We start from the raw sequence: 23,064 nt of genomic DNA on the forward strand, positions 1-23,064 counted from the left end.
GGGCGGCTTCTGAGGCTGTGCCGGGGCCACCGCCGCCGCAGACCACCACCGCGCGCAGCTTGCTCATGCAACCTCAGGACACCAGCCCCGCTGGCGCGTCAGGTCCTCCGTCCAACCCTGGCAGCGGCGGGTGAGATGCTCGCCATGGGCGAGCAGGCCCTGGTGCAACTGGCAGGTGAGCACAGGAATGCAGTTCACCCCGGCGTGGTGGCGAAACCAGTGGCAGGTCATGCAGACCTTGCGGCTCCGGCTGCTCTGCAGCACCTCCTGATCCAGATAGGGCCACTCCTCGATGGGCTGCTCGACGGAGCCACCCGCTCCCGAGGTGGAACGGCGCAGGTGATAGCCCATGGCAGCTCTCGATAAGTACGCCCGTACTAGCATGGGGATTCCATCTCTGCTGCTCTCCTGGCTCCCTCAAGCATTGCTGGGCGGAGCGCCTCGATGCGGCTCGCGAGCTCCTCGAAGCGGAGGCCTTCCCCATAGGTCCGAATCAGTGGCTGGAGCCCGATCGAACAGCGGTCGCCATGCAGCATGGCTGTGGGCACTGTCCGACGACAATCTGGTTGAGCGCCCGTCAACCTGATTGAAACGGGACACCCCGAGACCGATAGATCTGGCCAGCGGGCTTGGGCCAGCGCCGGAAGACCTGACGGTAAGTGCGTCGAACTCGGGGGGGGGGTGTGGGGGCACAGTGGATTCCCGGAGGCCTGAACAACGATGCCCGAGCCTGACCCTCGCAATGTCCGGCTGGTGGAGCTGAGGGAGCAGTTGGCCACCCTCCTCAGCAAGCTTCAAGGTCTGGAGCCTGGGAGCCCAGAGCAGCTGGAGGCCTTGGAAAGCTATGAGCCGGTCCAGGCGGCAGTGCTGGCCCTGGCAGAAGAGCTGGGGGCCTGAGGTCTTTCCGGTTGTTTGCAGTCAACCACGACAATCTGAGGTGGGAGCGACGGGGCGACCAGCCAGGCGGTTCAATCTTCTTCGTCAGCCCCACCAGCAGGAATCAACCTGATCTGCTTGCGGCCGAGCTTGATCTCGAACTCATCGCCGGGCCTGAGATCCAGCATGGCGGTGTAGGCCTTGCCCACCAGCAGGTTGCCGTTGCCCTGCACCGTGGCCACGTAGCTCAGGCTGCGGCCACCTTTTCCCTTCCCGTTGCCGTTGCCTTCCCCAAGGCTCACGCCCTTGGCCTCCAGCAGGGCCTCGTAGAAGGCGGTGAAGTTCAGCCGTTCGCTGCCATCTTTCTTGGTGCTGACGTAGCCGGCAGCCCGCACCAGGTCGGACTTGGAGGCATCGCCCTGCTCCTTAACTTTGGTCAGCAGTTCAGATCCAGTGAGGGCCATGTTGGTGCAGCATCGATTAGCTCGACCATAACGAACCTGCCGATGTCGGCCAGAGCAGCAAGGTGCGGTTGCCCGACCATTCAGCGTAGCGCCTCGCAGGCTTCGCCATCACTGTCTCCATCCAGATAAGTGTGTCCTTCTCTCAGCAACTGCTGGGCATGCTCCCAAGACCCCACAGTTCTGCAGTACCAACGCCTGCCTGATCGCGTGCTGGCTCCGCCGTTGATGATCGTGAGGTTCACCGGTCGCTGAGGTCTTGCTACCGGCTGGCTCTGGCCTCCACGCTGGGCAGCCCTCCAATCCCAAGGGCGCTGGATCCCGCCGTCGAACCTCCAGACCCCTACGCGGTATCGCTGAGCAAGCTTCTCACGATCGAGATAGGCCCACTCGTCGCACTGCTTTAGGTACTGGCGGTAGGCGAAAGCGTTGCCCTGCTGCACCAGGGTTAGGCCTGCATTGGCCCCGCTCTGGGTGAACACCTCGGCGACGGTCCGCCCGTAGCGGTCCTTGGTCTGGGCTTTCAGCGTCACGGTGGAGCTGACAGGGAGAAGAGTCTGGAGGGCTTCCCTCGCCTGCTGCCCGTAGGGCGACTGCGCCATTTCTGGGGCATCGATGCAGGCCACGCGGATCGTGAGCTTCTTCCCGCCATCGAGAACGCGGAGCGTGTCGCCATCACCGACTGAGATCACCGTGGCGGCTGAGGCCGACAGGGGGGTGAGTAGAGGGAGGAGCAGGGCCAGGCCATGGAAGGAGAAGAGTGGGACGACCCGCATCAGGGCTCGGGGGTGGGGGGCTGGAGTAGTTGAGATCTTGGCGGGCTGTGGCGTGGAGAGGGAGCATCGTGTGGGTCAGATGCTCAACAGATGGTGGCGGGAGAGGGTCAGGGTCGCTCTCGGGGTTGGTGTCACTCCCCCTATCAGCAGAAGCTCGCTGAGCAGCCCACCCCATCCTGCTCCGGACCACCCGGACACCCCGGACAGGGGGGGCTTGGCCCACTCAAAGTTCTCTTCTATGCAAGAGGAGGAGGGACCTCTCCCTAATTGTCTTGTGATGGTGTGTCCGCCCTGTCCGGGCAGTCCGGGGTGAGGCGGCGACTGGTGAGAGGCACGATGCCCTGCCCTGTCCGGTCCTTGATGACAACCTGTCCGCCCTGTCCGGATCCACCGGCGATCGACTCACCGGGCTGCTGGATCTATGGGATCGCGTGCTCGGGGGGCAGGAGGGGGGCAGGACTGGAAATAAGCCCTGGCGCTGTCCGCCCACGGGAACCCTCTAACCAGCAGCTCCACCACCATGCCCCGCTACCTCTGGCACCTCGACGCCGACGGCTGGCCTCTCGAACGCATCAACACCCTCACCGGCGAGCATGTCCCGGTCTTCACTGGGGGGCCTGAGGAGTCGCTCCACCTCCAGGTTGGCGGGCGCCCAATGGCCTGCTCAGTTCCCAAGGTCTCGGGGGTGGTGTGGGTCTTCGGTGGTTACGCCCACCAAGTGGAAGGCTGAAAGCATGGAAGGATCGGCGACCATTTTGGGTCACTGGTGAGTGCTCATACAGATATCAGCGGCAAGCTATTGAGAACCCGACGACGTTCTTCCCAATCCGGTAGGTGAGAATCCAGCAGCGTAATGAACTCTTCGCCATGGCTCGCCACCCGTAGATGGGCGAGTTCATGGAGAACGACATAGTCAAGGCAGACCATTGGCTTCTGAGCCAGCTGAGTATTCAAACGGATATTCCTTGACTTTGGGTTGCAGCTCCCCCATTGACGGGTCATTGCCTGAACAAAGAGCCGATTTGCTTGTACGTTTAGTTGTTGTTCCCACTTGTCGATCAGGATCGCAGCCTCTTTTCTGAGTTGATCTCGGTACCAGGACGCCAAGATGCTCTGGCGCTTCTCTGATGGTGAGCCTGGTCGAACAAGTAGAACCAGTCGCCTGGGATGAACTTCAACCCTTGGAGGCGCTTCTACCTCCTTGATCTGCAGCAGCAGGCGGCGCCCCCAAAGATGATGGGATTCCCGTTCTACGACCTGCCTGGGACTTTCCCTCTGCTGGCCTTCAAGCCTTGACTGCTGCTTACGAATCCAGCCCAGTTTGCCAATGGCATAGGCCCTTACATGGTCTGGGCTCATCCCTTCCGGCGCTGAGATGCGCACAGATCCATGGGGTGGGACCACCGAAAGGTGCAGATGCTTGATCGGCTTGACGGTGACCTCCACCGACAAGGACCCGATCACAAGCTGATGGCTGGGAAAAGCCAGGGTCATCAGTATTCAGGCTGGGCCACGAGGATGGGCAACAGGCGCTCCACTTCAGCCGCGTCTTGCAGCACACCGAAGAGAGCTGCCTTGATCAGTTGCTCCTTGGCCTGGACACCACGCCAGCCATCGGGCCGGACCTGGCGCACGGTGCTGTCAATGCGGAGAGCCAGTTCAAGATTGTCATTCAAGTTGCTCCAAAGTGCTCGCTTGCCAGGAGTATCAAGCTCTTTTGGTGTACTGTCAGCAGCTTGCTGGTTGAGCTGACGAGCCAGATCCGCAACGCGACGGAGGTACTCCTCGTAGGCCTCAGCTTGCTGTCTGCGGAAGCGGATGATCTCGCCAAGAACCTGCGACATGCGGTCGTAGAAGGCGGGGTCATTGGCACGCTCGCTAATGATCGTTCGCCGGATGTTGTTCTCGATTGTTTCTGCAACAGCCTTTCGGTTGTTGGCCCTATTGCCAAACTGCTGTCGAATGGCTTCCGCAACACCCGTCTTGATGATCAGCTCCAGCAGGCCGATGTCGTCGAAAGCTGATATCTTTCTTGGGAGATCAGCCTCAATGTAGGAGTCAATCAGATAGCGCATGTCGGCCTCGTAGGCCTTGAGATCGAGGTTCTCGCCTGCCGCAAGCCGAATCACCTGCCTCCATTCCAGAGCCTTGTCCCGCTGGCGTGTGATCCGGTTGGCTTCTGAGGCAGAGTAGCCCGCATCAGAAAGCTCGTTGGCCAAGGCTGCATAGGCCCTTGTCAGCTCGACCACGGCCTTGTAGTAAGCCATCCGGATCGGTTCACGCTCCTGCAGATCATCAGAGCTCTCGGTGTTGCCGCAGAAGTGATGCAAGACCGCCAGATCATCCATTGGAGGCGGTACGGGTTCGGCGAGCAGTGCCTCCTGCTCCAAAGCCTCCTCTAGGCGCTCCCTTGCCTTGGTGATTCGGTCCTGAAGGAGGACATCGGGATCAACGCCGCCGGCTGAGTGATCGAGGTCATCGCTGGAATACACCGCAATGGCGTTCTCGACTTTCTTGAAGAGATCCTTGTAATCGACGATGCAGCCATAGGGCTTATCGTCGCCATCTAGGCGGTTGGTGCGGCAGATAGCCTGGAAGAGGCCATGATCCTGCATCGACTTGTCGATGTAGAGCACGCTGCAGGACGGGGCATCGAAGCCGGTGAGGAGCTTGTCGACCACGATCAGCAACTTCATCTGAGCAGGTTGATGGATGAAGAGTTGCTTGGCTTGCTCCTCGTAAGTTTCAGTGCGCGTCAAGCCTGGTTGGCTCGCCATACCTTCAAGCAGTCTGGTATAAATGTTGTAGATGAACTGCTTCTCGGTTTCGGTGTTGGCGCCCACCTCTTCCTTCGTAACGTCTTTGGCCTGGGGGTCGTAAGAGGAAATGACCGCACACTTGCCCTTGAGCTCGGTCTGGTTGAACAGCTCGAAGTAACGGCAGGCCTCATAGATGCTGGAGGCCACCAGGATGGCGTTACCGCGCTGGCTCGCCAACCGTGGTTGCACGGAAAAGTCGAAAAGCATGTCGGCCACGATCCGGTTCATCCGTGCCTTGGAGCTGAGCACGCTCTGCAAGGTTCCCCACTGACGCTTGAGTTCGCGTTGCTGCCAGGGATTGAGCCCAGAGGTCTTGGCATCGAACCACTGGTCCACCTTTTCCTGGGAGCTGAGGCGCTGATCGATGTCGCGGGCTTCGTAGACCAGATCTAGAACAACCTGGTCTTCTACACCTTCGCTGAACTTGTAGGTGTGGATGTAGCCGCCAAAGACCTCAAGGCTGGTGGCTTTGTCTTTCTTGAGAAGTGGGGTGCCGGTGAAACCGATGAAGACGGCATCGGGTAGCAACGCCTTCATGACCCGGTGTAGCTTGCCGCTCTGGGTGCGGTGGCACTCATCGACAAAGATGAACAACTCGCCTACAGCCGGGCTGGGTTGGGACTGGAGCTGCTCGAGGAAGGTCTCGAAATCGTCGACACCCTTTACGCCAAACTTGTGAACCAAGGAGCAGAAGAGGCGGGGTAGGGGCTGACCCAGAGCTTGCATAAGATCCCTGCCACTGCTGGTGCGCTTAATCGTTTCGCCAGCGCCACCGAATACGCCTTCGATCTGCTTGTCGAGCTCATCGCGGTCGGTGATGACCACGACGCGAGCGTTGGGGTTGTTGGCCAGGATCCACCGGGCTAGGAGCACCATCACAATGCTCTTGCCGCTGCCCTGGGTGTGCCAGATGATGCCGCCGTATCGTTGCTGCACATGCTGCTGAGCAGCTTTGATGCCGAAATACTGATGCACCCTGGGCAGTTTCTTGATGCCGGCATCGAAGAGAACGAAGTCGCGCAGCAGCTCGATCAACCGATCCTTTCGGCAGATTTTGATCAGGTACTTGTCGAGCTTGGGGCGGCTGTTGTCAGCTTCGTCTTCCTTCCAGGTCAGGAAGTATTTCTCGGGCGTGAGGATGGCTCCATAACGCAGGCCTTCGGAGTCATTGCCAGCAAACACCAGTTGGTTGGTGGCGAAGAACCAGGCGTTGAACTCGGGTTTCTGGTTGGAGAGATTTTGACGTATGCCATCGCCGATACTCACGCGACTGCGCTTGAGCTCGATCACTCCCACCGCAATGCCGTTCACGTAGAGCACCAGGTCGGGGCGGCGCTCCTTGGGGCCCTTCAGGGTGACTTCTTCAGCAATGGCGAAGTCGTTGGCGTCAGGTGTGTACCAGTCGATCAGGGCCACGGTGCTTGTGGGCTGGTCGGCGGCTGCCTTCACCTGCACCCCATAGCGGAGCAGGGAGTTGACCCTGCGATTGGCCTCATACAGGCCGACCTGGCTGGTGTCGGCAGCAATCCGGAGATGATACAAGGACCCACTGATCTCTGCCGGGATGTAGCCACGACGTTGGAGGTAGCCGGTAAGGATCTCCTCCTCGATGTTGCTGTTGCCAACTCGGTCCTTCCAGTCGCCCAGGTAGCGATAGCCGAGCTCCTCATGGAACAGCTTGATCACCCTGCTTTGGGTGAGGCGCTCAGGGCCGATCCCGCTCATGCTGTTGCCTCCACGCTGAGGATCTCCCGCTCCACATAGGACCGGAAGGCGGATGGCGAGGTGAAGCAGCGGAACCCGGCGGCGCTGGCCAGGGCCAGGGTGGCGGGCTCTTCGTTGAGCAGCACGGCCACGGGCTGGCTGAGCTCCGCCTGGATGCCGGTAGGCCAGGCCAAATCGAACACGGCGCGCTGTTCGCCGGTGGCTGGATCGGCGAAGTCGTAGGCAATGGTTCCTAGGGGGAGCGCCTGATCGGCCATCCAGGCGTTGAGGCGCTGCAACTCGGCTTCCTCCTCCTCGCTGGTGATGCCGCCCACCGTTTCGGTGGCTTGTTGACGCAAGGCAGCCGCCGGGCCGGACAGCCAGCGGGTGTCTCCATGGAGCAGCTCCTCCAGTCGGGCGTTCACTTCAGCCGCCAGCAGGGCCTTGCGGGCCTCCAGGAAGGAGCGGAAGTTTTCGAGCTTCCATAGCTCTGGATCGGGCGGGATCCACTGGGAGGCCAGGGCACGGGGGTGTGCGGCCTCAATCTCCGGGAAGTAGGCCTCTGGCAGGCGATCGGTGATCTTGATGTTGGTGTCTTTTGTGAGGAAGCAGAAGTTGGCCAGGGCGTTGACCTCCGGCCTGCGGTAGTCGGCCTTGTAGAGCTGGGCATTGGGGAAGATGTGATGCACCTCCAAGCGGCTCATCTTGCCGAGCATCCCGGCTTTGAGCGGCAACCCGGTGCCCCAGTCGCGGGCTGCGCCCATGCGGGTGAGCAGGTAGAGCACCGGGTAGAAGCGTGCTCCGAGGCTCCAGCCGGTGAAGTGCCCGGGTTCCACCCGTAGCCCGCCATGCCAAAGGCGCAGCTGCTCCAGCAGGCGCTCCAGCCCCTCCCTCTCGCCTTCGAGGGCGGCGAGGTCTTGGTCGATGAAGGATTCGGTAGATCCGGAGAAGCGGCCCCACATGCCAGCCTGCACGAACCAGAACAGCCGCCGGTCGCGCTCCACTTCATCCATAGGGCCGCTGCGCTGATCGAGGTAGCGCACCATCACCGGGATCCCGAAGCGCCCGAAGAACACCTGGTCGTGATCGAGGCCGAGGCGGCCCGCGATCAGGTTGAGGCAGGTGTCGATGTGCCTGGTGGCGCGCCTGAGGGCGTCCTGGATTTCGGGGGTGCTCTTGTCGTGCAGGTAGAGGAACTTGGCCTCGCCGGTGAGCACCGTGTTCACCGAGCGAAGCAGCCAGTCGAGGTTGAAGTTGTAGCCCTGATCGCTCCATTCCTTGAGCTTGGCCTTCATGGCATCACGGCCTTCCGGCCAGTCGGCGCAGATCTTGGCGAGAGCCAGATCGCCCTTGGAGAGCTTGGTGCCGCCGCTGTTGACGAGGTTGAAGATGTCCACCACCACGTCGAGCGACTTGTCTGCGCCGGTGACTTCTTCGACGTGAAGGTCGATGTCACCGATGCCCAACAGCTGGCTGAGACGGCCGATGAACTCGCCAACCCGTGGGGCCAGCTCAGGGTTCTGTCCGAACTCGGCGGCCAGCTGGCCGAGGCCGGCGCTGCCCAGCCCGAGCAGGTTGGTGACATCGATCCAGAGGGGATCGTCCTTCATCTTCACCGGTTGGTAGAAGGCAAACACTTCCTCGCCGAGATGGAAGCGGAGCCCGTTGAAGGCCTGGGCGTTGCCATCGAAGAACTTGGGAGGCTTGCCACGCACCACGCCATAGAGGGAGGTCATGCGCTGCTGGCCATCGAGCAGAAGCTTCACCACACCAGCTGCCAGCGGGCCATCACCGCGATGGGTGGCGGTCTTCGACTCTGTGGCCCAGACCAGCAGGCCGCCAACGGGATGGCGTTTGTAGAGCGAATCAAACAGCCCGCGCACCTGATCGCGATTCCAGACGTAGCCCCGCTGGAACTCGGGCAGGGCCATATGGCCGCTGTCGATGTGGTCGAGGATGGTGGAGATTTTCATGAGTAACCAGCTATATCGAAGCTGGAATACAGCGTGAAAGCCCCTGCTGCAAGCGGCCGGCAGACCATAGAGAGTCAACAAGGTTACCCCAGGCCTCAGCCAGAGCTGGGTGCGCATCCCGATAGGCAGTTGCGATCTTTCTTAGATCTTTTCCTTTTCGCCTGACAAACTTCGGTTGTTTCCCCTCCAAGGCCACAGCAGGATCCTTTAGGCATTCCACACATGCAGGAGGCAGTGGATTGGTGAGACAACTGCGAGATTCGGGCAAGTCAGGGAAGATGGCACGCAACAGCCAAGCTTCGGTTGCCATGCCAGGAACCCAGATCAGAACATTCTCAGGGAGATTCACCAGACCAAGCCAACCCATGACTAAAGCCTCAGCGGCTAAAATATTATTCTCCGGCGGTGGACATAGTCCTGCAGCGTCATGCTCTTTGTCGAGCACGATATCAGCATCGACATGAATAATTAGTAGATGAACGTCTGGCCTTAGTGCTCCAATAGCCTCAAGCCCTCCGGCGGCTTGCACAGATTTGCACCAACCGCGTACTCCTTTCCAGCCACCACCATGGGGGCCTGCATCGCCACCATACAGAGATTCATCTGGCTGAATTCTACTGAGTCTGAATGAGGGTTGCTTGAGATGAGCAAACAGAACGGCCTCCAAGACCCTTTGGTCTGTAATGCCTTCACACACCAACCGAATGTTATACATTCGCGATACCCCCCAGATGCCCCGTCACCCAGAGGCGTGAAAGTGGCCAGCCTTCCTGGGCCTTGCCAAGCAGGGCCTCGTCCACAACCACACGATTAATCGTGGTCATCCCCCCGAATGATCTGTCAACCGCAAATAGCCGTACTCGCTCATCCTGGAGTGAGAGGCCATCGAGAACAAGAGGATTGTGGCATGTAAGTAGAAGTTGGCGCCCATTTGTAATAGACCACTCAGCCAGTTTGGCTGTAAGTGACCGGACTAGCCGTGGGTTAAGCGTGGCATCAAAGTTGTCGATGGCCAAGAGCCTAGGGGCGTCGGGGTGGACTGCGAGAACAGCCGCGAAAAGAACATATAGTGCGCCCTCGCTAGCATCATAAGCGCTTAGTACATTGCGCCGATCGGCCATGAAGCGATCGCGGAAGAACAAGACCTGAGATGGTCTTGGGATGGATGGTGAAAGGAGTTCAGCTGAACCGGGTCTAGATCCGAAGCTGGCTACCCAGTCAACTAACTCAAGAATGTCCTCAATGACCTCTTCAAGTGCTTCAGTCTTGCGTGCAAGCCGATGCAACTCTTCTACCGCCTCAGCGAGCCGCCCCCCGCTGAGGCCGACTGGTTGCCGGGTCTGGGGATCCGAGACAATGCCTCTGAGTGTTGCCGTATTTGGAGCATAGATGGAATAGTCTTGTAACAGAGAGAGTAGCGTAGAGCCTTCTGTGTGACCCACTGACTCTACATCTTTTAAGGCTGCAAGGCCTCGGAATGCATCAAGTGCTGGAAGCTTTGTAGAACGGGGAGAGCGGCCTACAATTTTCTTACCACTACTGATCCATTTTTCGGTTTTAAAAGCCCATGCTGTAGATTGGGTGCTTGGATTATTGAGCTCCACCTCGTAGCTGCTTGTCCCCGTGTGGGCACCGAAACGAATGGCGTTTCGTCTTGTGTGACCCCGAAACGACGTTTTGTAGAGATCAGGCAAACCAGGGCGCACGCCCCTGCGCAAGAGTGATTCATCGTCGACTCGACCAAAGGCTGCCGAGCCAAGAACGCCAATCGCTTCGAGGATGTTTGACTTACCGCTACCGTTGGCCCCGACAAACACATTAAAAGCACCCAACTCCAGGCTGGCCTTCTGGATGGACTTGAAGGCATGAATGTCGATTCGCTGGATCAGCGTCATGGCTTGGGAGAGTGGCTGTAGGCCTGGCAGCGGAATCTATGTCGATGAAGGGTAGCCAAAGCCACCATGGCCGCCAGAGCTGGCGGCTGGGCTGATCGGGGCGTTGGGATGCGGTGGAGTGTCATCGCAGGCGGATTCGGCCGGTGAGGAGCTGTTGCTTCATGGCTTGCTTGAGAGCGCGTGTTTTATCGAGCCTGATGTTTAGTGTATTCAGCTCATCATCCAGTGATGATAGGCACTCTGAAATCGCCAGTTGCTCAGCCAATGTGGGCCATTGAATGCTCAAGGAAAGCAGAGCCTGTTTGGAGATGTTCTTCATGCTTCCACTTGTTCCCGTAGCCAGCTCCTTGATGCACGTTCTGTTTTGATCAAATGAAAGCGAATATGCAAGCCACCGAGAGGAGACGGCATTAGGGTTTCTGTAAGCCACCCTCCATAAGCGGTCTGGCAGGAACAAACCTGGGTAATCCGATTCAGAGTATCCGCATTCGCCTACTAGCGCAGGCGTATTCATCCTACTGATAATCAGGTCTCCCTTCCGGATCGAAGTCTTGGCGCGCGAAAGATCAGCGGCTGTAATTTCCTTGCTTTCCGAGGCTATCACCTGGCCATTCGTTACCGCTGATGTCTTGAGAACGAAGCGGCCTGTGCCTGGGTGATCATTGCCTGGCTGAGACACAACACTAACGCCTGCTTCTAGATTACTGATCACGCTGCCAAGCCTCTTCACCACCCACTCCCCCTCGAACCCCGGCAGCCGCCGCTTGCCGGTGAGCAGCTCCTGCATGGCGGCCTGCTTGATGTTGCGCTTTTTGGCGATGAATCGCTCCAGCGCGGTTAGCATTGCATCCGCATCGCTCAACGCCGCTGCAATAGAGCGCTGCTCTGTCACGCTCGCAGGAATATGAATCGGGCACTTCTGGAATGCGTTGTTAAGCAGGTGTGTCTGGCTAACACCGTCATCAAACCTGAGAAAGTATGGATTGCGATTAAGGACGTAAAACAAGTACTTTGGCCAATCGTTGTACGCAGTTAGTGCGCATACCCGTTGGTTGACTGCATAGGTGTCGTCCGCCTCCACAAAGTAGGCTCTCGCAAGAGCGCGGCCATTTGGAAGGTCGCTCATCACCATCAGGATGTCTTCTTTTTTAGCAGGGCTCAAGTTTTCTCTTGAATACTTGCGAACGCTGCCGTCGGTTGATATGAACTTGGAGTTTACGCAGACGAAGGCCCCTGTATCAGATATGAACTTCTCGTGTGCTTTGCCACTGCGGAAAAGCAAGACATCAGGCAAGAGTTTCACATCCCACTCCTCTGGGATTACGCCCACCTCTGTCTGTTTGTAGCCCGGCTTCAATTCCATGCGAACCCCATCCGCTGCAGATGCTGGGCCACCCGTGCTTCCAGTTCCTCCACTCGGTCGCTGATCACCGGTAGGGCCTCGCCGTAGCGCTCGCCCAGTTGCTTGAGGCGGCTGGTGAGGGCCTGGCTCACCCGTTCCACCTCGGAGGCCACTGCCTGCTCCAGGCTGACCAGCCACTTGCCCTCCACAACAAGCTCCCGGATCTCGGTCTTCGTGAGGCTGTCGTAGCGGCCGTAGGACTGGTCGTCGAGCTCGGCCTCGGCGGCCTTTAGGGCCCTCTTGGTGGAGGCTTCCTCTTCGCTCACCTCCAGCCATTCTTTCAGCACCGCCAGCTCCTCAACGGCCTCGGGATCCTTGCGGATCTCCTTGATGCGGGCATTCACGTTGGCCTTATTCACCTTCTCCAGCTCGCCGAAGGCACCTTCCTCGCCACCGTGTTCCTCCTCCAGCTCCGCCAGGCGGCTGCTGGCCTCCTCCAGCTGGGAAAGAAGCCCCTCAATCAGCTCCAGGTCATCAGCAAACAGGTGCCGCACCAGCAGCTCCTTGGGCACCAGGTCGCATGCCCAGCCCTTGTCCTTGCTATTGCCCTTCTTGTCAATTTCGATCACGCGGGTGGGCTCGGCCTTCCAGCCCTCGGCGCTGATCGCATATACATCGTCCTGCATCGTCTCGGCCCACTGGTCGAGCAGCAGCTGGTACACGGCGTAGGCATCTATCAGCGGCTGGCCCAGGTAATGGGCCAGCAGGCCCTCGCTCAGCTCGCGGATCACCGCCTTGGGGTGGCAGCCCGGCTCTTGGGTCCGCAGCTGGGCCGCCGCCTGCTGCCGCCAGGCATGAAAGTGCTCGGCCATTCCCGCCAGAAAGTTGGTAAACTGGGGATGTGCCGTGATCGTGGCCTTCAGCTCCCCCGGCGCCACAGCCAGCTCCAGATACCCGGGCCGCAGGGGCCTAAACAGGGCCTCCCGCAGCTGCGGGCACACCTGCCAGTAAGCCTCCAGGGCGTCGATGTCGCGCTCGGGAATGCCGCCGCGCAGGTGGGCCTCGATGTCCTGCAGGTCTTCTGCTTCTGAACTGTCGATGTAGCGGGGCAGGTTGAGATTGTAGTCGTGACCAGCGATCTCCTCATTGCGCACGAAGCGCGAATACCCGGGGATCTCAAGCTGGCGGGTGAACACATCCACGATCTTGTGGATGTCGCGCTCGCGCAGGCGGTTCTTGGGCCCGTCCTTGATGAACCCCTTGCTGGCATCCACCAAAAATATCCCCTCGCGGCTGCCGGCATCGCGCTTGTCGATCACCACGATGCAGGCGGGAATGCCCGTGCCGTAGAAGAGGTTTGCCGGCAGGCCGATGATCCCCTTGATCAGGCCCCGCTGGATGAGGTTTTTGCGGATTTCGGCTTCGGCGTTGCCGCGGAACAGCACACCATGGGGAAGGATGCAACTGCCACGGCCGGTGCTCTTGAGCGTACGCACGATGTGCAGCAGGTAGGCATAGTCGCCCTGCTTAGCCGGTGGGATGCCGAAGCCCTCAAAGCGCCCGTAGCGATCCTTAGCCGCATCCAGGCCTGTGCTCCAGCGCTTATCGGAGAACGGCGGATTGGCCACCACAAAGTCGAACTGCTTGAGATGATCACCCTCGGTGAGCTTCGGGTCGGCGATCGTGTTTCCTTGCCAGATCGTGGCCGTGGGGTTGCCGTGCAGGATCATGTTCATCCGCGCCAGGCCGCTGGTGGCCGCGTCCTTCTCCTGGCCGTAGAGCGTCACCGGCGTGCGGGCCTGGGCCGCCACCTTCAGGAGCAATGACCCCGATCCACAGGTGGGGTCGCACACCGTGGTGTCGGCGGAGGTGGCCTCCTTGTCGATCTCCAGCACCTGGGCCTTGATGCGGCTCACCTCCGCTGGTGTGTAGAACTGCCCCTTGCTCTTGCCGCTTTCGCTGGCGAAGTGGCGCATCAGGTATTCGTAGGCATCTCCAAGGATGTCGTCGTCGTCAGCCCGGTTGCGCGAGAAGTTGAGCTCCTGCTTCTCGAAGATGGCGATCAGGTTGGTGAGCCGCTCCACCAGCTCCTTGCCGCTTCCGAGCTTGGCTTGGTCGTTAAAATCGGGAAAGTCGCTCTGGCTGAGCTGTTGGTTGGCCGCCACCAGCGGGGCGATGATCTCCTTGTTGATGCGGTCGCCGATCTCCACCTTGCCCTTCAGGGCCACCATGGCCTCAAAGCCGGAGCCCTCGGGGATCACCAGCGGCGCATAGGGCTGGCCGGCGTACTTGTCGCTGATGTACTTGAGGAATAGCAACACCAGCACATAGTCCTTGTACTGGCTGGCGTCCATGCCGCCTCGCAGCTCATCGCAGCTGGCCCAGAGACTCGAATACAGCTCGGATTTACGGATCGCCATGGTTCAGGCGGCCTCCGCGTTTGTTTCGGTCAGTTGAGTGTTGAATACTTGAGTGTTAACTGAATCAAGCTGCATGGCCATCGAATCAGTACGTCGCCACATGGTTTGGATCCATCGCCTTGGCGTGCTGTATCCGAAGATTGATTCAACGGTCAGGGACAAGGTGTCCCGCCCTACGAGTCCGCTGAAGAGGGCACCAGGCCTTTTGTCAACCTGCTTGGTCATCGGATCTTCGCAGCCTGCTTGGCACTCTGGAGACCCTTGACCGGCATTGCTCTTCCCTCCCTGCGAAGAACGAGGCGACCTTTGAGGCACAGAAGCAGAGGGACCACTGAAGTGCAGTTTGACCTGTGTTGTGCCGCATTGGGGGTTCCAAGGGGGCAATCATCAGAAGCAATTCCGAAACGGCAGGTGGTGCAGGCGTTCTGGGCGCTCTGGTTCAGAGGCATCGCCAGGCGTATCCGTCCTCTGAGGGTGACGCCCTTGGGAGAACGCCGCCAGGGAGCTCTCGGCGTAGGCGGAGGTCTGCGCCTCGATGCTGCTGACGGTGGTGACGGCCTTCGAGGCTTCGATCACGCCCAATAGCAGAATGCCGAGGCTTGTGGCCACATGCCAACAGAGGCTCCCGAGCGCCATCCGGTACCGGCATTGATCGGACATGCCGAAGGCTGTGCCGGACAAGGGTCGGACAGGGCAGCGCATTTCCGCTCTCCTCAAGCCACCCCTCACCCCGGACTGCCCGGACAGGGCGGACACCTCCCACAAACAGCTTATTGATGAAACCTCCCTCTCCCCTGCATAACAGGGAACTTTGAGAGGGGGACAGCCTGTCCGGGGTGTCCGGGCTGTCCATGGGGGGAGGGGGATGGCATGGTCATTGGGAGATCAACGTCCCAGGGCGGGCGTTCTTCCTCAGTTAGCAGCGCAAGCCCCTGCACCTCGCGCTCGTCAACCTGATGCTGCACAAGTACGCCGAGAAGGGTCGGTTGCCGGTGGCGGTTCATCCCCACATAGCGCCACGGCTGCAGTTTTGCCTTCGCCGACCAGGGCGCAGACAAACGGCTCATTCAGGGCTATCTCGGGTGTTCGGGCACCGCAACATTCAGCACACCGTTCGCTACACCGCAACAAACCCGGCGAGGTTTGTGAAACTGTGGCGATAACGCTGCCCCTCAGCGGTTGAGCAAGAGGCTTTCACTATTGGTAGAGTCCTCAGGGCTTAGCGTCCGCTGCATGGATTGGTTAGGCGTAATGCGAGTCCATTATGCTTTTGAGTCGTTTGTATAAATCATTGCACAGATTTCTGTAACCCTCTTCATTTGGAAGGTACTTCAAGGCGCGATGATGCCCCAGATCAGAAGGAATATCATCAATCGACTGCGTAATAGGAATAACGGTCTTCCCTAGTGTGTGCGCAATCCCGGTTTCATACATCACATTTGGATTCCTGCCAGTGAAGTCAACGACAACGACACGTGCGCTGAATATTAGATCAAAGATGTCTTGCATGAAAGTAGCGTTGTCCCAGATGTCGTCGGCGCGCAGGCACTCCAGCGACATGTAATCAGCCACCTTCTTGATTGACTGATATGTTCCTCGAAACCCCGCATTAAAGGGCATCATGACGGAAACCAGCTTCGGGTTTACCGACTTCTCAGGCACTTTGAATATCTCTGGCTTGAAAGTCAGTAGTCGCTCTGTAGGTGGCGTGTCGAATGCAGTCGAGATGAACTCCCCGCTCAGCGGACATACGCGAACTAGGCCAGTTGGGAGTTCAGCGATTGTCAGGCTTGCGGATTCTAGACTGGTCTTGACGGCATCTATTGCCTTAGTTCGATCAAGTCTTGGATCAAAGAGAAAGTGATCGGGATGGAGCAGGTGCTCAATGATAGAGATGATTTCCCGCGAGGGTAGTCTAGGCGCTGCGGGCTGTTTAGCGTTTAGCTCTGCAAGAACTTCTTCAACCCAGACATTTCTTGTTGAGCCATCGTGGGTGTAGTCGAGGTCTATCCCGATAAAGAAGCGAGTTAGATAGCTTGAACTTCGGTAGCGGAAGTAAGTGAACGGCTCGTTGCCGCAGATCATGTCTGCAAGCCGGATGAGGGTCGGTTTACTCAGCATGTGTGTCACGGACAAATTGGTGAACCCTAATGCTCCAGATCAGATGCGGGACGAGATCTCGGCATAGAACCTAGCCTCAGCAACCGTCTTCTGAATCAGGATTTTCGCTTGGTTGGTTAGTTCTAAATTGAGCTGCAATCTCATTGAGATTTCGTGTGACCGAGTCAACACACAGCCCCCAAGCACCTCTTGCCTGCGTCTGAGATGAACCGCCCATTAGGCTCATTGAAGCATCTATGTCTATAGACCCAATATGAGCGTCAACAATCCTTAGATCATAAAGCCCAGCAAACGGAGCGGTTAAGCCCCTGGATTCTTCAATAGACAGTCCAATCAGTATGAGACCTTTCTCCAACAACTTTATCTGCCGCAGTTTACTGTCGACTTCTTGACCAAGGGTAAGGCATACAGTTCTGAGTGCAGGAATTGACATGGTTTCAAATATCCATTTGTATAATATCTTTGCCAGTGTTGCGACTTCAGAGAAATCATTCAGCAATGGACCAACGCTTAGCATTGCCCTTTCTTTCTCTGAAGGTTCATTGGTATCAAAGAGTTCCACCCCGAACCTAGATTCAACAACTGCTCCCAGGCAGTCTCTTGCTTCGCGTATCAGTTCAGTGGTGCTAGGTGACAAAGGTGGATTACATTGCATCCGAGTTTGAAAGAGTTCTTCGCACACCTCACCGCTTGGATACGAGGAGAATGAAGCCCAGTAGGCTTGTTCTTCAGCAGGCAACTGAGCAATGTCAGGTGCAAATGCTGTAACCAGTCCCAATGAGTTGATTCCCACGTCAATCTCGCCCCTTTCCCCAGGAAGTGACGCTTGCCCCCAATTCCTCATACAGAAATAGATACTATACCTGGGCGTATTGAGATACTTCCTTAGGACTTCAGCTCGAAACCAGAGATAGCCATATTGTCCTATTCCATTGCGCATATAGGCGTTCAAGTCTCCAGATGGTAGAAGCTTCTTCTTTGTTCCTTCGTCATCTACAATGAAAAGGGGCAGCTCTTGATGTTCGATTGGGTGCTCAATACGTGAGAAATACCAAGGACTTCTATCATATCGTGGCTCATCACAAGGATCAACGATTAGAGTTCGTAGAAGAATTGAGCGACCTCGAAAGAATTTCCCGTGTGTTGTTTCAGGGCTTTGGATCGATGTACAGATAGATTCATGCTCCTCTGGCTGGATTTCATCATTCTGCATGATGCCCAAGTCGGCTTCTGCTTCAGAGTTCGCAAATCTATTTACCACAACCGAAATTATCAACGACATCTCACCTGCAGACAAGAAATCGCGTAAAAAGTCCCTGTGGATGACGACCTTGGGGGTAGGATCAAAAATTGTGTGCTCGACAACCGAGCATTGCGCGACTAGTATTTCTGCCACTGGGTGATAATACTTCCCAGCTTCCCGCTCCTCAAGGGCGTGGTATCTGCAGAAGTCTTTACTTGGAGAGACAGCTAGTATCTTGGATATTGGGTGCAGAAAGATATCGGATATTGGATAGATGACTGCATCGCCAAGTCTGCGATGGTTTCCAAAGTCAAATTTGTCGGCACAAGACCATCCCTGCTCAAATTCTAAGTAGTCGGGTGATCGGGCTAGCTCTGCAACTAAGGCAGCATCATGGACCGGAGTAATCGCAGATCGAATGAGCCACTCTTCTTTCCTCCAAGTTGGCTGATCGAATGACCCATCTTCTTGAACGTGAAAATCGACCAGGTTGATTTCAGCTCCATGAAATGGATTGAAGTGGGCGTTTATGCGGTCTTCATACCGCAGCCATTGGTCAAGATTCATTGGTTCTTGAGGCCCTGAAATGGACTGCAATCTGATCATAGGGGAATTTCTGATTCAAGCTAACGCTTGCCATCACCTGGCCGCCGTGCCCCAAGGTGTTAAAGAGAGCTTTTGGAGGCGGCTCAGGTGCATGGCATGGTTAGGCCTTGCTTGAACAAGTGTCCTAGTGGCAACCAGGTAAGCATGCAGCGACCTGCGCCCAGTTGCTCATCCAAAAGGAGTTTTTGCTAGAAACCAAGGACAAATAAAACTCGCCTCCCTATGGCAAGAATATTCCAGCCGAGCCGGCACCAAAGGTTAGGCACAATGATACTGCCTTGGTCTATCCTGAAAGACAACGGCCACTGCACCTGACAACCCATGGCATACACAGGATTTATTAGAATTCCTCCATTATGCCCAATCTATGAAATACCGATGAGGTCTATATCTAAGAATCCTGCACTCCAGTTCTTTCTCCTTTGCGTTGTTACTTCAGTCATATATATAGCAGGAAGTATTTGTCCGGCGAGCGCTCAAACTACAATCACGTTCCCTCAAGGCAAGACTGCCGCAGGCTGGTCAGGATTTGTTAAACAAGACCATGTATTCAAGGTTTTTGGCAAGCAGGGCCAGAGAATCTACGTAGAGGGAGGAGATTTGTATACATATGCGATAACTGCGCCATCTGGAAGGGTGTTAAACTGCGACATGGTTCCTTATGACAAGGAAGTATGCGAGCTGCAGAGATCTAGGTTGCTGCCCGAGACCGGGGTGTATACAGTTCACGTTCTTTATAGAATGGGCGGCTACCCTGGTGGGCGTGAAGTAAGCACTCTAATAACAGTCAGGGACGACTAACGATCTATCTTTTCCAAAGCAGCACTCGTCGCATCATCAGATCAGCGGGGAATAAACTCTGGTTTTTGTCAAGACCTGCTGGAGCAGGCCTAATGTTCGAGATAACATGCCTGCGTGGGCAAACGGAGCTTGGCTGCGGAAGGCCTGCTCCCATATAGATTTGGGGCGGCCAAGAGATCGCTGCAGTAGCGGATCAACTTCGGCAATCGGTTAGGCCGCACTTAGTCGAACTTGATGGTCTTCTTCATCTCCGCAAGCTTTGCAGCCTCTGCGTTGCGCTTTGCTTGCTCTGCTTGGAGAGCGGCCTCTCTTTTCGCATAGAACGTTGCGTACGCAGCGTTGGTTTCTTCAAATACAGTGCGAAGCTCCGGCAGATGGGTCTTTTCCAGTTCGTCCAAGATGCAGTCAATCTCTAGGCACTTTCCGCTTACCTGCGCGCGTGACTTCTTCATGTAGATGTGCTGTTTCCAGCGATGATTGAAGTACTCTGCCCAATCTGGTGGAGCTTGCTCAGACAGATCAAGAACGACACGCATCATGTCGGCTCCTTCATCTGAGGAGCTCGACGCCTGGTCATTGAGCCCAATGATCTTTATCGGAGTGAATGCTGCAGTCATGTCGGTCCGTTGGCAGTGGCGCTGAACCAAATCAGTCTAGGCGCCAGATTTCGCACCTAGCAAACAACTCGCGCCGAGACTTGTCAGGAGGGTTTGTAGGCCGAACTACTACATGGGCGGTTACGCATAAGTGCGAAACACGACCCGTTCCTGCCGCGTTAGAGCGGTCGGCCCTGAGGGAAACACTGTCAAACCCCTGTCATGGCTCTGGTTCTTGGACGAGATCCTCCAAACCCAGGCGCCTTATGCGGGTCCGTAAAAAACCTTTCCAGTAGTTACACAAAGTCAGTACGGCAGAATATCCAGGGAAGGCCTGGTGAAGGGGCTTTCCGAAAACACCCTGAATCAGAGCGACCGAAGCATTCCCTGAGGCGCCCCTGACATCGGAGAGGAGCTGCCGCTGTACGCAACCCGCCCCTGTGGTGTATGGCTGAGCACAGGCCTCTTCATGGTGCGTGTGGCCTCAAGGGCTGCGCAAGTCCGTCTTTCTATTTTGGCTCGGCTGCGCCTCCCTTTCACAGCCTTGGCGGCTCCTTGACACCACCGGAAGGGATTTGGGTCCTTTGCTGCGGCCCTCATTGGGAGCCCTGATGGCAGTTGCGTCCTGGCCATGCCCTGACGACCGCCTACATCGGCACCCAGCTGCTGATGGACTGCACGGTGAGCCTGCAGGAGATCGAGGCCCGCCTCACGTCGCGGGTCTTCGCTGTGGTGCACCACCCGGAGCACAGCCCTGCAGCGCGAGCGGTGCTGGAACAGCTGCTGGCGGTACTGGATGCCACCAGCCCGGGTGGGGTGATCTGAAGCGCCGAGTTCGTTCCTTGACCTGCTCTGGGCCCCTGCTGGCTGTTCCCCCGGCGGATGGGGCGTGGACGGAATGTTGGCGGAGCTGGCCAAGGGCATCCCGCCCCGGCCCGTTGAACCGATCAGTCACTGAACGGCTGGTGTCAGCTGATGTGGCCCCCTATCGGAGCGCTCCGCCACGGGGGGCTTCATGGCTCATCTTCTTCGTCCTCGGGGGGAAGCAGTTGCAGTTGGTCCAGATCGAGTCCTGCTCGGAGGGATCGTGTCCCGTGTTCTGCTCGCTCGATCGCCGCAGCCGTCTGACCGATGCAATCGAGCAAGGGGCCGCTGATCGGCGCAAGCTCGCGACAGAAGGTGGCGACAGTGGTCCAGAAGTTGGGTTCGTAGGAAGTCATGGGAAGGATGTGCACCGTTCAAGTGCTGGAAGGTTTCGGAACGAGTTGGTTGGGGATTGGTGCCTGTGGGTGGTTAGCTCGCCAGCGGATGCGACCTCAGTAGGGGGCTGGATGCGCTGGTCGACAGAGGCAGGACGCTGCTGACGTGCTCGGGGGCAATGGGCACCGCCGCCACGCCCCAGGTGGTTGACCAGCGCCAGAGCGCCAGGAGCTACGGGCTCGGGGGGAAAGCGCCAGACCTGCCAGCATCAAGGGGCGCCAGTGGTCGTCACAGCGCCGCTGGTGTGGACACAGACCGGGCAAGGAGTCAGAGCCCTTGCCCTTTTCCTTGCCTTGCCTTGCCTCGCTTCGTCCCACCCCTGGTCGTAGGCCCCCTCCCTGCCGCAGGCTCTCAGCTGCGGGTGGCCGCCAGCGCCAGCTCATGGGCCTGGGTCAGGGTGGCGGCGGCTTTACCGAACCACAGCCCCTCCAGCCGCTGGCGGGCCGCCTCGATCGGGTCCCTCGATCTCCCGGCCTCATGGCTCAGATGCTCGGTTACCGACTGGTAGGCGGACCACATCGTGCCCTGCACGCCGGGGATGTCGCTGCCGATGGCCTGGCCTTCGAACTTGGCGGAAAGGCCCTCCCAAGCGGGAAGATCCTCCAGACGCCGGGGCCGGCTTGTCGTTGCATCGCCTCGGCGGTCGTTGATAGCCCCCCGCAGCTGATCGGCGAAGAGGGTTTCGACGTACTGGCGGAACTGGGTGGCGGTGCAGGGGGCGGCGGCCATGGCGCGGAGTTCGGCCAGGCCGCCGTTGAACTGCTGGCGTTGCAGATCGATCAACTCGGGGAGCCGGCTGATCAAGGCGTTGGCATTGCGGGTGTGGCGGATGCGGCAGCCCTGCTGGCGCCGGCTTCTCGCTGATGAAAGCCCCAGGGCAGCAGACAAAGTGTTTTGGCACACCACCCGGATGGGTGAGAAGAAAACGGAGAAAGCGATCGTCCCGTCATGGCTGGTGCAGCCAACCAGGTACTGATTCACCGGATCACCCGGCAGTACCTCTCCTTCCGACTGCCGCACTCGGGCCGTGAAGGTCACCTTCTTGCCACCGGCCAGGACGCAGACGGCATCCATCACCGCGTCGCTGTGGAGTGCCTCGGCGACACGGATCAGTTGCTCATTCTGGACGATCTCGTAGGTGCTGTTCATCACCGAGAGGGTGGAGCCTGTATCTGTGCGGCTGATCGCTTGATAACCCTCGATGGGCTGCATGTCGGCGTCGTACACGGGGCGGCCTGCGAGATGGAAGTCGGCGCCACCGAGGCGGAACGCCTCACGGGCCGGGAGGGTGCCGTCGAGAACCAGGCCGAGTCGGTGCCAGGCAGGGCGGCTGTTGAGGAAGACGCCAGAGCTGAATTGATGGGACATGGGTAAATCGCTGCGGCCGGTAGGCCGCCGCCAGAGAGGACAGAAAAAAGCCGGCCTCACAGGGAGAGACCGGCAAGTGCTGGGGCGGGGCTCACACCCACCCTCCCGTGTGGACGGATCAGCTTTCGAGTTGCTTGGCCGGCAGGTGGATCCGGTCGGCCACCAGGCGTACGCCGCAGTGGTTGCCGCACAGCCGCCCCGAGGCCGCCAGTCGCATCCCGGGGGTGGCGTTGTCGCTGAGCTCCTGGGCTTGCTTCCCCCAGACCTCGATCAGAAGGGAGAAGCCTCCGGCGGATTCCTCGTCCCAGCGGGGGGAGACTCCAGAGACCATCAGGAGCACCTCAGCGCGGATGGCGCCGCAATCAAAGAAGGTCAGCTGGACAGGAAGGGGGGCAGTCCCTGTAAGCACGGTGACGTTCATGGCTTGTGGGCCCCGTTGGGGCAACAGGCGGGGGAATCGAGGAAAGAGAAGACATCGTTCAAGTCCTGCTCGCTGGGCGCCGGCACGCTCACCGGATCGAGGGGGCCTGCTGGGCGGTTCATGTCGGCCACAGGGAGGGCATGCCCTCCGCTGGCGTGCTCGGGGATGGGGTCGATCAAGAGCTGCAGGCCGTAGAGGTTGCCGTTTTGATGCCAGGCGATCTGATTGCCCATGGCACGCAGGAACGTGACGGCGGAGAAGATCTCGGTGTCCTGGTGGAGGACGACGAACGGGGGGAGGAACACACCATCGGGCATGCGGATGGTGATCTCACTGCGGAATTTCATGAAAAAAGCCTGCGCTGCAGGCGGTGAGGGGGCGG

At 58.4% G+C, this 23,064-nt stretch carries 22 protein-coding genes; 4 read left to right on the forward strand and 18 right to left on the reverse strand.

Annotated elements, in window-relative coordinates:
• Window positions 1-63 precede the first annotated feature (63 nt).
• Complete coding sequence (locus tag CJZ86_RS06330) at window positions 64-351, reverse strand: galactose oxidase (RefSeq protein WP_094585107.1); 288 nt, start codon at window positions 349-351, stop codon at window positions 64-66.
• A 369-nt stretch (window positions 352-720) separates the two neighbouring features.
• On the opposite strand from CJZ86_RS06330, the gene CJZ86_RS16950 reads away from it, so the two are divergent.
• A complete protein-coding gene (locus tag CJZ86_RS16950) occupies window positions 721-897 on the forward strand; it encodes a hypothetical protein (RefSeq protein ID WP_158219518.1) in 177 nt (58 codons plus the stop codon).
• A gap of 71 nt (window positions 898-968) precedes the next feature.
• Here CJZ86_RS16950 and CJZ86_RS06335 read toward each other — a convergent pair whose 3' ends face one another.
• Window positions 969-1,340, reverse strand: a complete 372-nt coding sequence (locus tag CJZ86_RS06335) for an AbrB family transcriptional regulator (RefSeq protein ID WP_094585108.1) — start codon at window positions 1,338-1,340, stop codon at window positions 969-971.
• 80 nt (window positions 1,341-1,420) lie between these two features.
• Entirely contained in the window at window positions 1,421-2,113 is a 693-nt protein-coding gene (locus CJZ86_RS06340; RefSeq protein WP_094585109.1) for a thermonuclease family protein, read from the reverse strand.
• Window positions 2,114-2,633: 520 nt separating this feature from the next.
• Between CJZ86_RS06340 and CJZ86_RS06345 the strand changes: the two genes are divergently transcribed.
• Window positions 2,634-2,843 carry a hypothetical protein gene (locus CJZ86_RS06345; protein WP_094585110.1) on the forward strand — a complete coding sequence of 70 codons (210 nt, stop codon included), beginning with the start codon at window positions 2,634-2,636 and terminating at the stop codon, window positions 2,841-2,843.
• Window positions 2,844-2,887: 44 nt separating this feature from the next.
• On the opposite strand, the gene CJZ86_RS06350 is transcribed toward CJZ86_RS06345, so the two are convergent.
• The 10 genes from CJZ86_RS06350 to CJZ86_RS16540 form a co-directional block, all read right to left on the reverse strand.
• Window positions 2,888-3,607, reverse strand: coding sequence for a M48 family metallopeptidase (locus CJZ86_RS06350; RefSeq protein WP_094585111.1), 720 nt, complete (start codon window positions 3,605-3,607; stop codon window positions 2,888-2,890).
• Entirely contained in the window at window positions 3,607-6,657 is a 3,051-nt protein-coding gene (locus tag CJZ86_RS06355) for a type I restriction endonuclease subunit R (RefSeq protein WP_094585112.1), read from the reverse strand. Before CJZ86_RS06355 ends, CJZ86_RS06350 begins: the two co-directional genes overlap by 1 nt.
• Window positions 6,654-8,609 carry a GmrSD restriction endonuclease domain-containing protein gene (locus CJZ86_RS06360; RefSeq protein WP_094585113.1) on the reverse strand — a complete coding sequence of 652 codons (1,956 nt, stop codon included), beginning with the start codon at window positions 8,607-8,609 and terminating at the stop codon, window positions 6,654-6,656. Before CJZ86_RS06360 ends, CJZ86_RS06355 begins: the two co-directional genes overlap by 4 nt.
• Window positions 8,610-8,619: 10 nt before the next feature.
• Complete coding sequence (locus CJZ86_RS16535; RefSeq protein WP_143594056.1) at window positions 8,620-9,276, reverse strand: hypothetical protein; 657 nt, start codon at window positions 9,274-9,276, stop codon at window positions 8,620-8,622.
• A 40-nt stretch (window positions 9,277-9,316) separates the two neighbouring features.
• Complete coding sequence (locus CJZ86_RS06365) at window positions 9,317-10,504, reverse strand: AAA family ATPase (protein ID WP_094585114.1); 1,188 nt, start codon at window positions 10,502-10,504, stop codon at window positions 9,317-9,319.
• 121 nt (window positions 10,505-10,625) lie between these two features.
• A complete protein-coding gene (locus tag CJZ86_RS06370) occupies window positions 10,626-11,867 on the reverse strand; it encodes a restriction endonuclease subunit S (protein ID WP_094585115.1) in 1,242 nt (413 codons plus the stop codon).
• A complete protein-coding gene (locus CJZ86_RS06375; protein ID WP_094585116.1) occupies window positions 11,858-14,266 on the reverse strand; it encodes a type I restriction-modification system subunit M in 2,409 nt (802 codons plus the stop codon). The genes CJZ86_RS06370 and CJZ86_RS06375 overlap by 10 nt, the downstream gene beginning before the upstream one ends.
• Window positions 14,267-14,653: 387 nt before the next feature.
• Window positions 14,654-14,947: a hypothetical protein gene (locus tag CJZ86_RS06380; protein ID WP_143594057.1), complete on the reverse strand. Its 294-nt coding sequence runs from the start codon at window positions 14,945-14,947 to the stop codon at window positions 14,654-14,656.
• Between the two features lie 561 nt (window positions 14,948-15,508).
• A complete protein-coding gene (locus tag CJZ86_RS06390; RefSeq protein WP_233133875.1) occupies window positions 15,509-16,396 on the reverse strand; it encodes a hypothetical protein in 888 nt (295 codons plus the stop codon).
• Window positions 16,397-16,463: 67 nt separating this feature from the next.
• Window positions 16,464-18,197, reverse strand: coding sequence for a hypothetical protein (locus CJZ86_RS16540; RefSeq protein ID WP_143594058.1), 1,734 nt, complete (start codon window positions 18,195-18,197; stop codon window positions 16,464-16,466).
• A 360-nt stretch (window positions 18,198-18,557) separates the two neighbouring features.
• On the opposite strand from CJZ86_RS16540, the gene CJZ86_RS16545 reads away from it, so the two are divergent.
• Window positions 18,558-19,037: a hypothetical protein gene (locus tag CJZ86_RS16545; protein ID WP_143594059.1), complete on the forward strand. Its 480-nt coding sequence runs from the start codon at window positions 18,558-18,560 to the stop codon at window positions 19,035-19,037.
• 221 nt (window positions 19,038-19,258) lie between these two features.
• Here the strand turns inward: CJZ86_RS16545 and CJZ86_RS16550 are convergent, their stop codons facing one another.
• Window positions 19,259-19,654, reverse strand: a complete 396-nt coding sequence (locus tag CJZ86_RS16550) for a hypothetical protein (protein ID WP_143594060.1) — start codon at window positions 19,652-19,654, stop codon at window positions 19,259-19,261.
• A gap of 597 nt (window positions 19,655-20,251) precedes the next feature.
• Here CJZ86_RS16550 and CJZ86_RS06400 point away from each other — a divergent pair.
• The gene (locus CJZ86_RS06400) at window positions 20,252-20,458 is read left to right on the forward strand and encodes a hypothetical protein (RefSeq protein WP_094585120.1); all 207 of its coding nucleotides are present in this window, start codon (window positions 20,252-20,254) and stop codon (window positions 20,456-20,458) included.
• 188 nt (window positions 20,459-20,646) lie between these two features.
• On the opposite strand, the gene CJZ86_RS16555 is transcribed toward CJZ86_RS06400, so the two are convergent.
• The 4 genes from CJZ86_RS16555 to CJZ86_RS06415 form a co-directional block, all read right to left on the reverse strand.
• On the reverse strand, window positions 20,647-20,853 hold the full coding sequence (locus CJZ86_RS16555; RefSeq protein ID WP_143594061.1) for a hypothetical protein: 207 nt from the start codon (window positions 20,851-20,853) through the stop codon (window positions 20,647-20,649).
• Between the two features lie 391 nt (window positions 20,854-21,244).
• The gene (locus tag CJZ86_RS06405) at window positions 21,245-22,261 is read right to left on the reverse strand and encodes a DUF932 domain-containing protein (RefSeq protein WP_094585121.1); all 1,017 of its coding nucleotides are present in this window, start codon (window positions 22,259-22,261) and stop codon (window positions 21,245-21,247) included.
• Window positions 22,262-22,379: 118 nt separating this feature from the next.
• The gene (locus CJZ86_RS06410) at window positions 22,380-22,682 is read right to left on the reverse strand and encodes a single stranded DNA-binding domain-containing protein (RefSeq protein WP_094585122.1); all 303 of its coding nucleotides are present in this window, start codon (window positions 22,680-22,682) and stop codon (window positions 22,380-22,382) included.
• On the reverse strand, window positions 22,679-23,029 hold the full coding sequence (locus tag CJZ86_RS06415) for a hypothetical protein (RefSeq protein ID WP_094585123.1): 351 nt from the start codon (window positions 23,027-23,029) through the stop codon (window positions 22,679-22,681). Before CJZ86_RS06415 ends, CJZ86_RS06410 begins: the two co-directional genes overlap by 4 nt.
• Window positions 23,030-23,064: the final 35 nt, after the last annotated feature.

The sequence above is a fragment of the Synechococcus sp. BO 8801 genome (assembly GCF_002252675.1).
In the GTDB taxonomy this organism is placed as follows: domain Bacteria; phylum Cyanobacteriota; class Cyanobacteriia; order PCC-6307; family Cyanobiaceae; genus Cyanobium.

What these genes read in the sequence shown, in the direction of transcription:
- CJZ86_RS16540 (WP_143594058.1), bottom strand. Translation starts at nt 18,197, where the DNA reads ATGAATCTTGACCAATGGCTGCGGTATGAAGACCGCATAAACGCCCAC.
- CJZ86_RS06340 (WP_094585109.1), bottom strand. Translation starts at nt 2,113, where the DNA reads ATGCGGGTCGTCCCACTCTTCTCCTTCCATGGCCTGGCCCTGCTCCTC.
- CJZ86_RS16550 (WP_143594060.1), bottom strand. Translation starts at nt 19,654, where the DNA reads ATGACTGCAGCATTCACTCCGATAAAGATCATTGGGCTCAATGACCAG.
- CJZ86_RS16555 (WP_143594061.1), bottom strand. Translation starts at nt 20,853, where the DNA reads ATGACTTCCTACGAACCCAACTTCTGGACCACTGTCGCCACCTTCTGT.
- CJZ86_RS16545 (WP_143594059.1), top strand. Translation starts at nt 18,558, where the DNA reads ATGGCATACACAGGATTTATTAGAATTCCTCCATTATGCCCAATCTAT.
- CJZ86_RS06330 (WP_094585107.1), bottom strand. Translation starts at nt 351, where the DNA reads ATGGGCTATCACCTGCGCCGTTCCACCTCGGGAGCGGGTGGCTCCGTC.
- CJZ86_RS06345 (WP_094585110.1), top strand. Translation starts at nt 2,634, where the DNA reads ATGCCCCGCTACCTCTGGCACCTCGACGCCGACGGCTGGCCTCTCGAA.
- CJZ86_RS06355 (WP_094585112.1), bottom strand. Translation starts at nt 6,657, where the DNA reads ATGAGCGGGATCGGCCCTGAGCGCCTCACCCAAAGCAGGGTGATCAAG.
- CJZ86_RS06405 (WP_094585121.1), bottom strand. Translation starts at nt 22,261, where the DNA reads ATGTCCCATCAATTCAGCTCTGGCGTCTTCCTCAACAGCCGCCCTGCC.
- CJZ86_RS06335 (WP_094585108.1), bottom strand. Translation starts at nt 1,340, where the DNA reads ATGGCCCTCACTGGATCTGAACTGCTGACCAAAGTTAAGGAGCAGGGC.
- CJZ86_RS06360 (WP_094585113.1), bottom strand. Translation starts at nt 8,609, where the DNA reads ATGAAAATCTCCACCATCCTCGACCACATCGACAGCGGCCATATGGCC.
- CJZ86_RS06370 (WP_094585115.1), bottom strand. Translation starts at nt 11,867, where the DNA reads ATGGAATTGAAGCCGGGCTACAAACAGACAGAGGTGGGCGTAATCCCA.
- CJZ86_RS06375 (WP_094585116.1), bottom strand. Translation starts at nt 14,266, where the DNA reads ATGGCGATCCGTAAATCCGAGCTGTATTCGAGTCTCTGGGCCAGCTGC.
- CJZ86_RS06410 (WP_094585122.1), bottom strand. Translation starts at nt 22,682, where the DNA reads ATGAACGTCACCGTGCTTACAGGGACTGCCCCCCTTCCTGTCCAGCTG.
- CJZ86_RS06365 (WP_094585114.1), bottom strand. Translation starts at nt 10,504, where the DNA reads ATGACGCTGATCCAGCGAATCGACATTCATGCCTTCAAGTCCATCCAG.
- CJZ86_RS16950 (WP_158219518.1), top strand. Translation starts at nt 721, where the DNA reads ATGCCCGAGCCTGACCCTCGCAATGTCCGGCTGGTGGAGCTGAGGGAG.
- CJZ86_RS06350 (WP_094585111.1), bottom strand. Translation starts at nt 3,607, where the DNA reads ATGACCCTGGCTTTTCCCAGCCATCAGCTTGTGATCGGGTCCTTGTCG.
- CJZ86_RS06415 (WP_094585123.1), bottom strand. Translation starts at nt 23,029, where the DNA reads ATGAAATTCCGCAGTGAGATCACCATCCGCATGCCCGATGGTGTGTTC.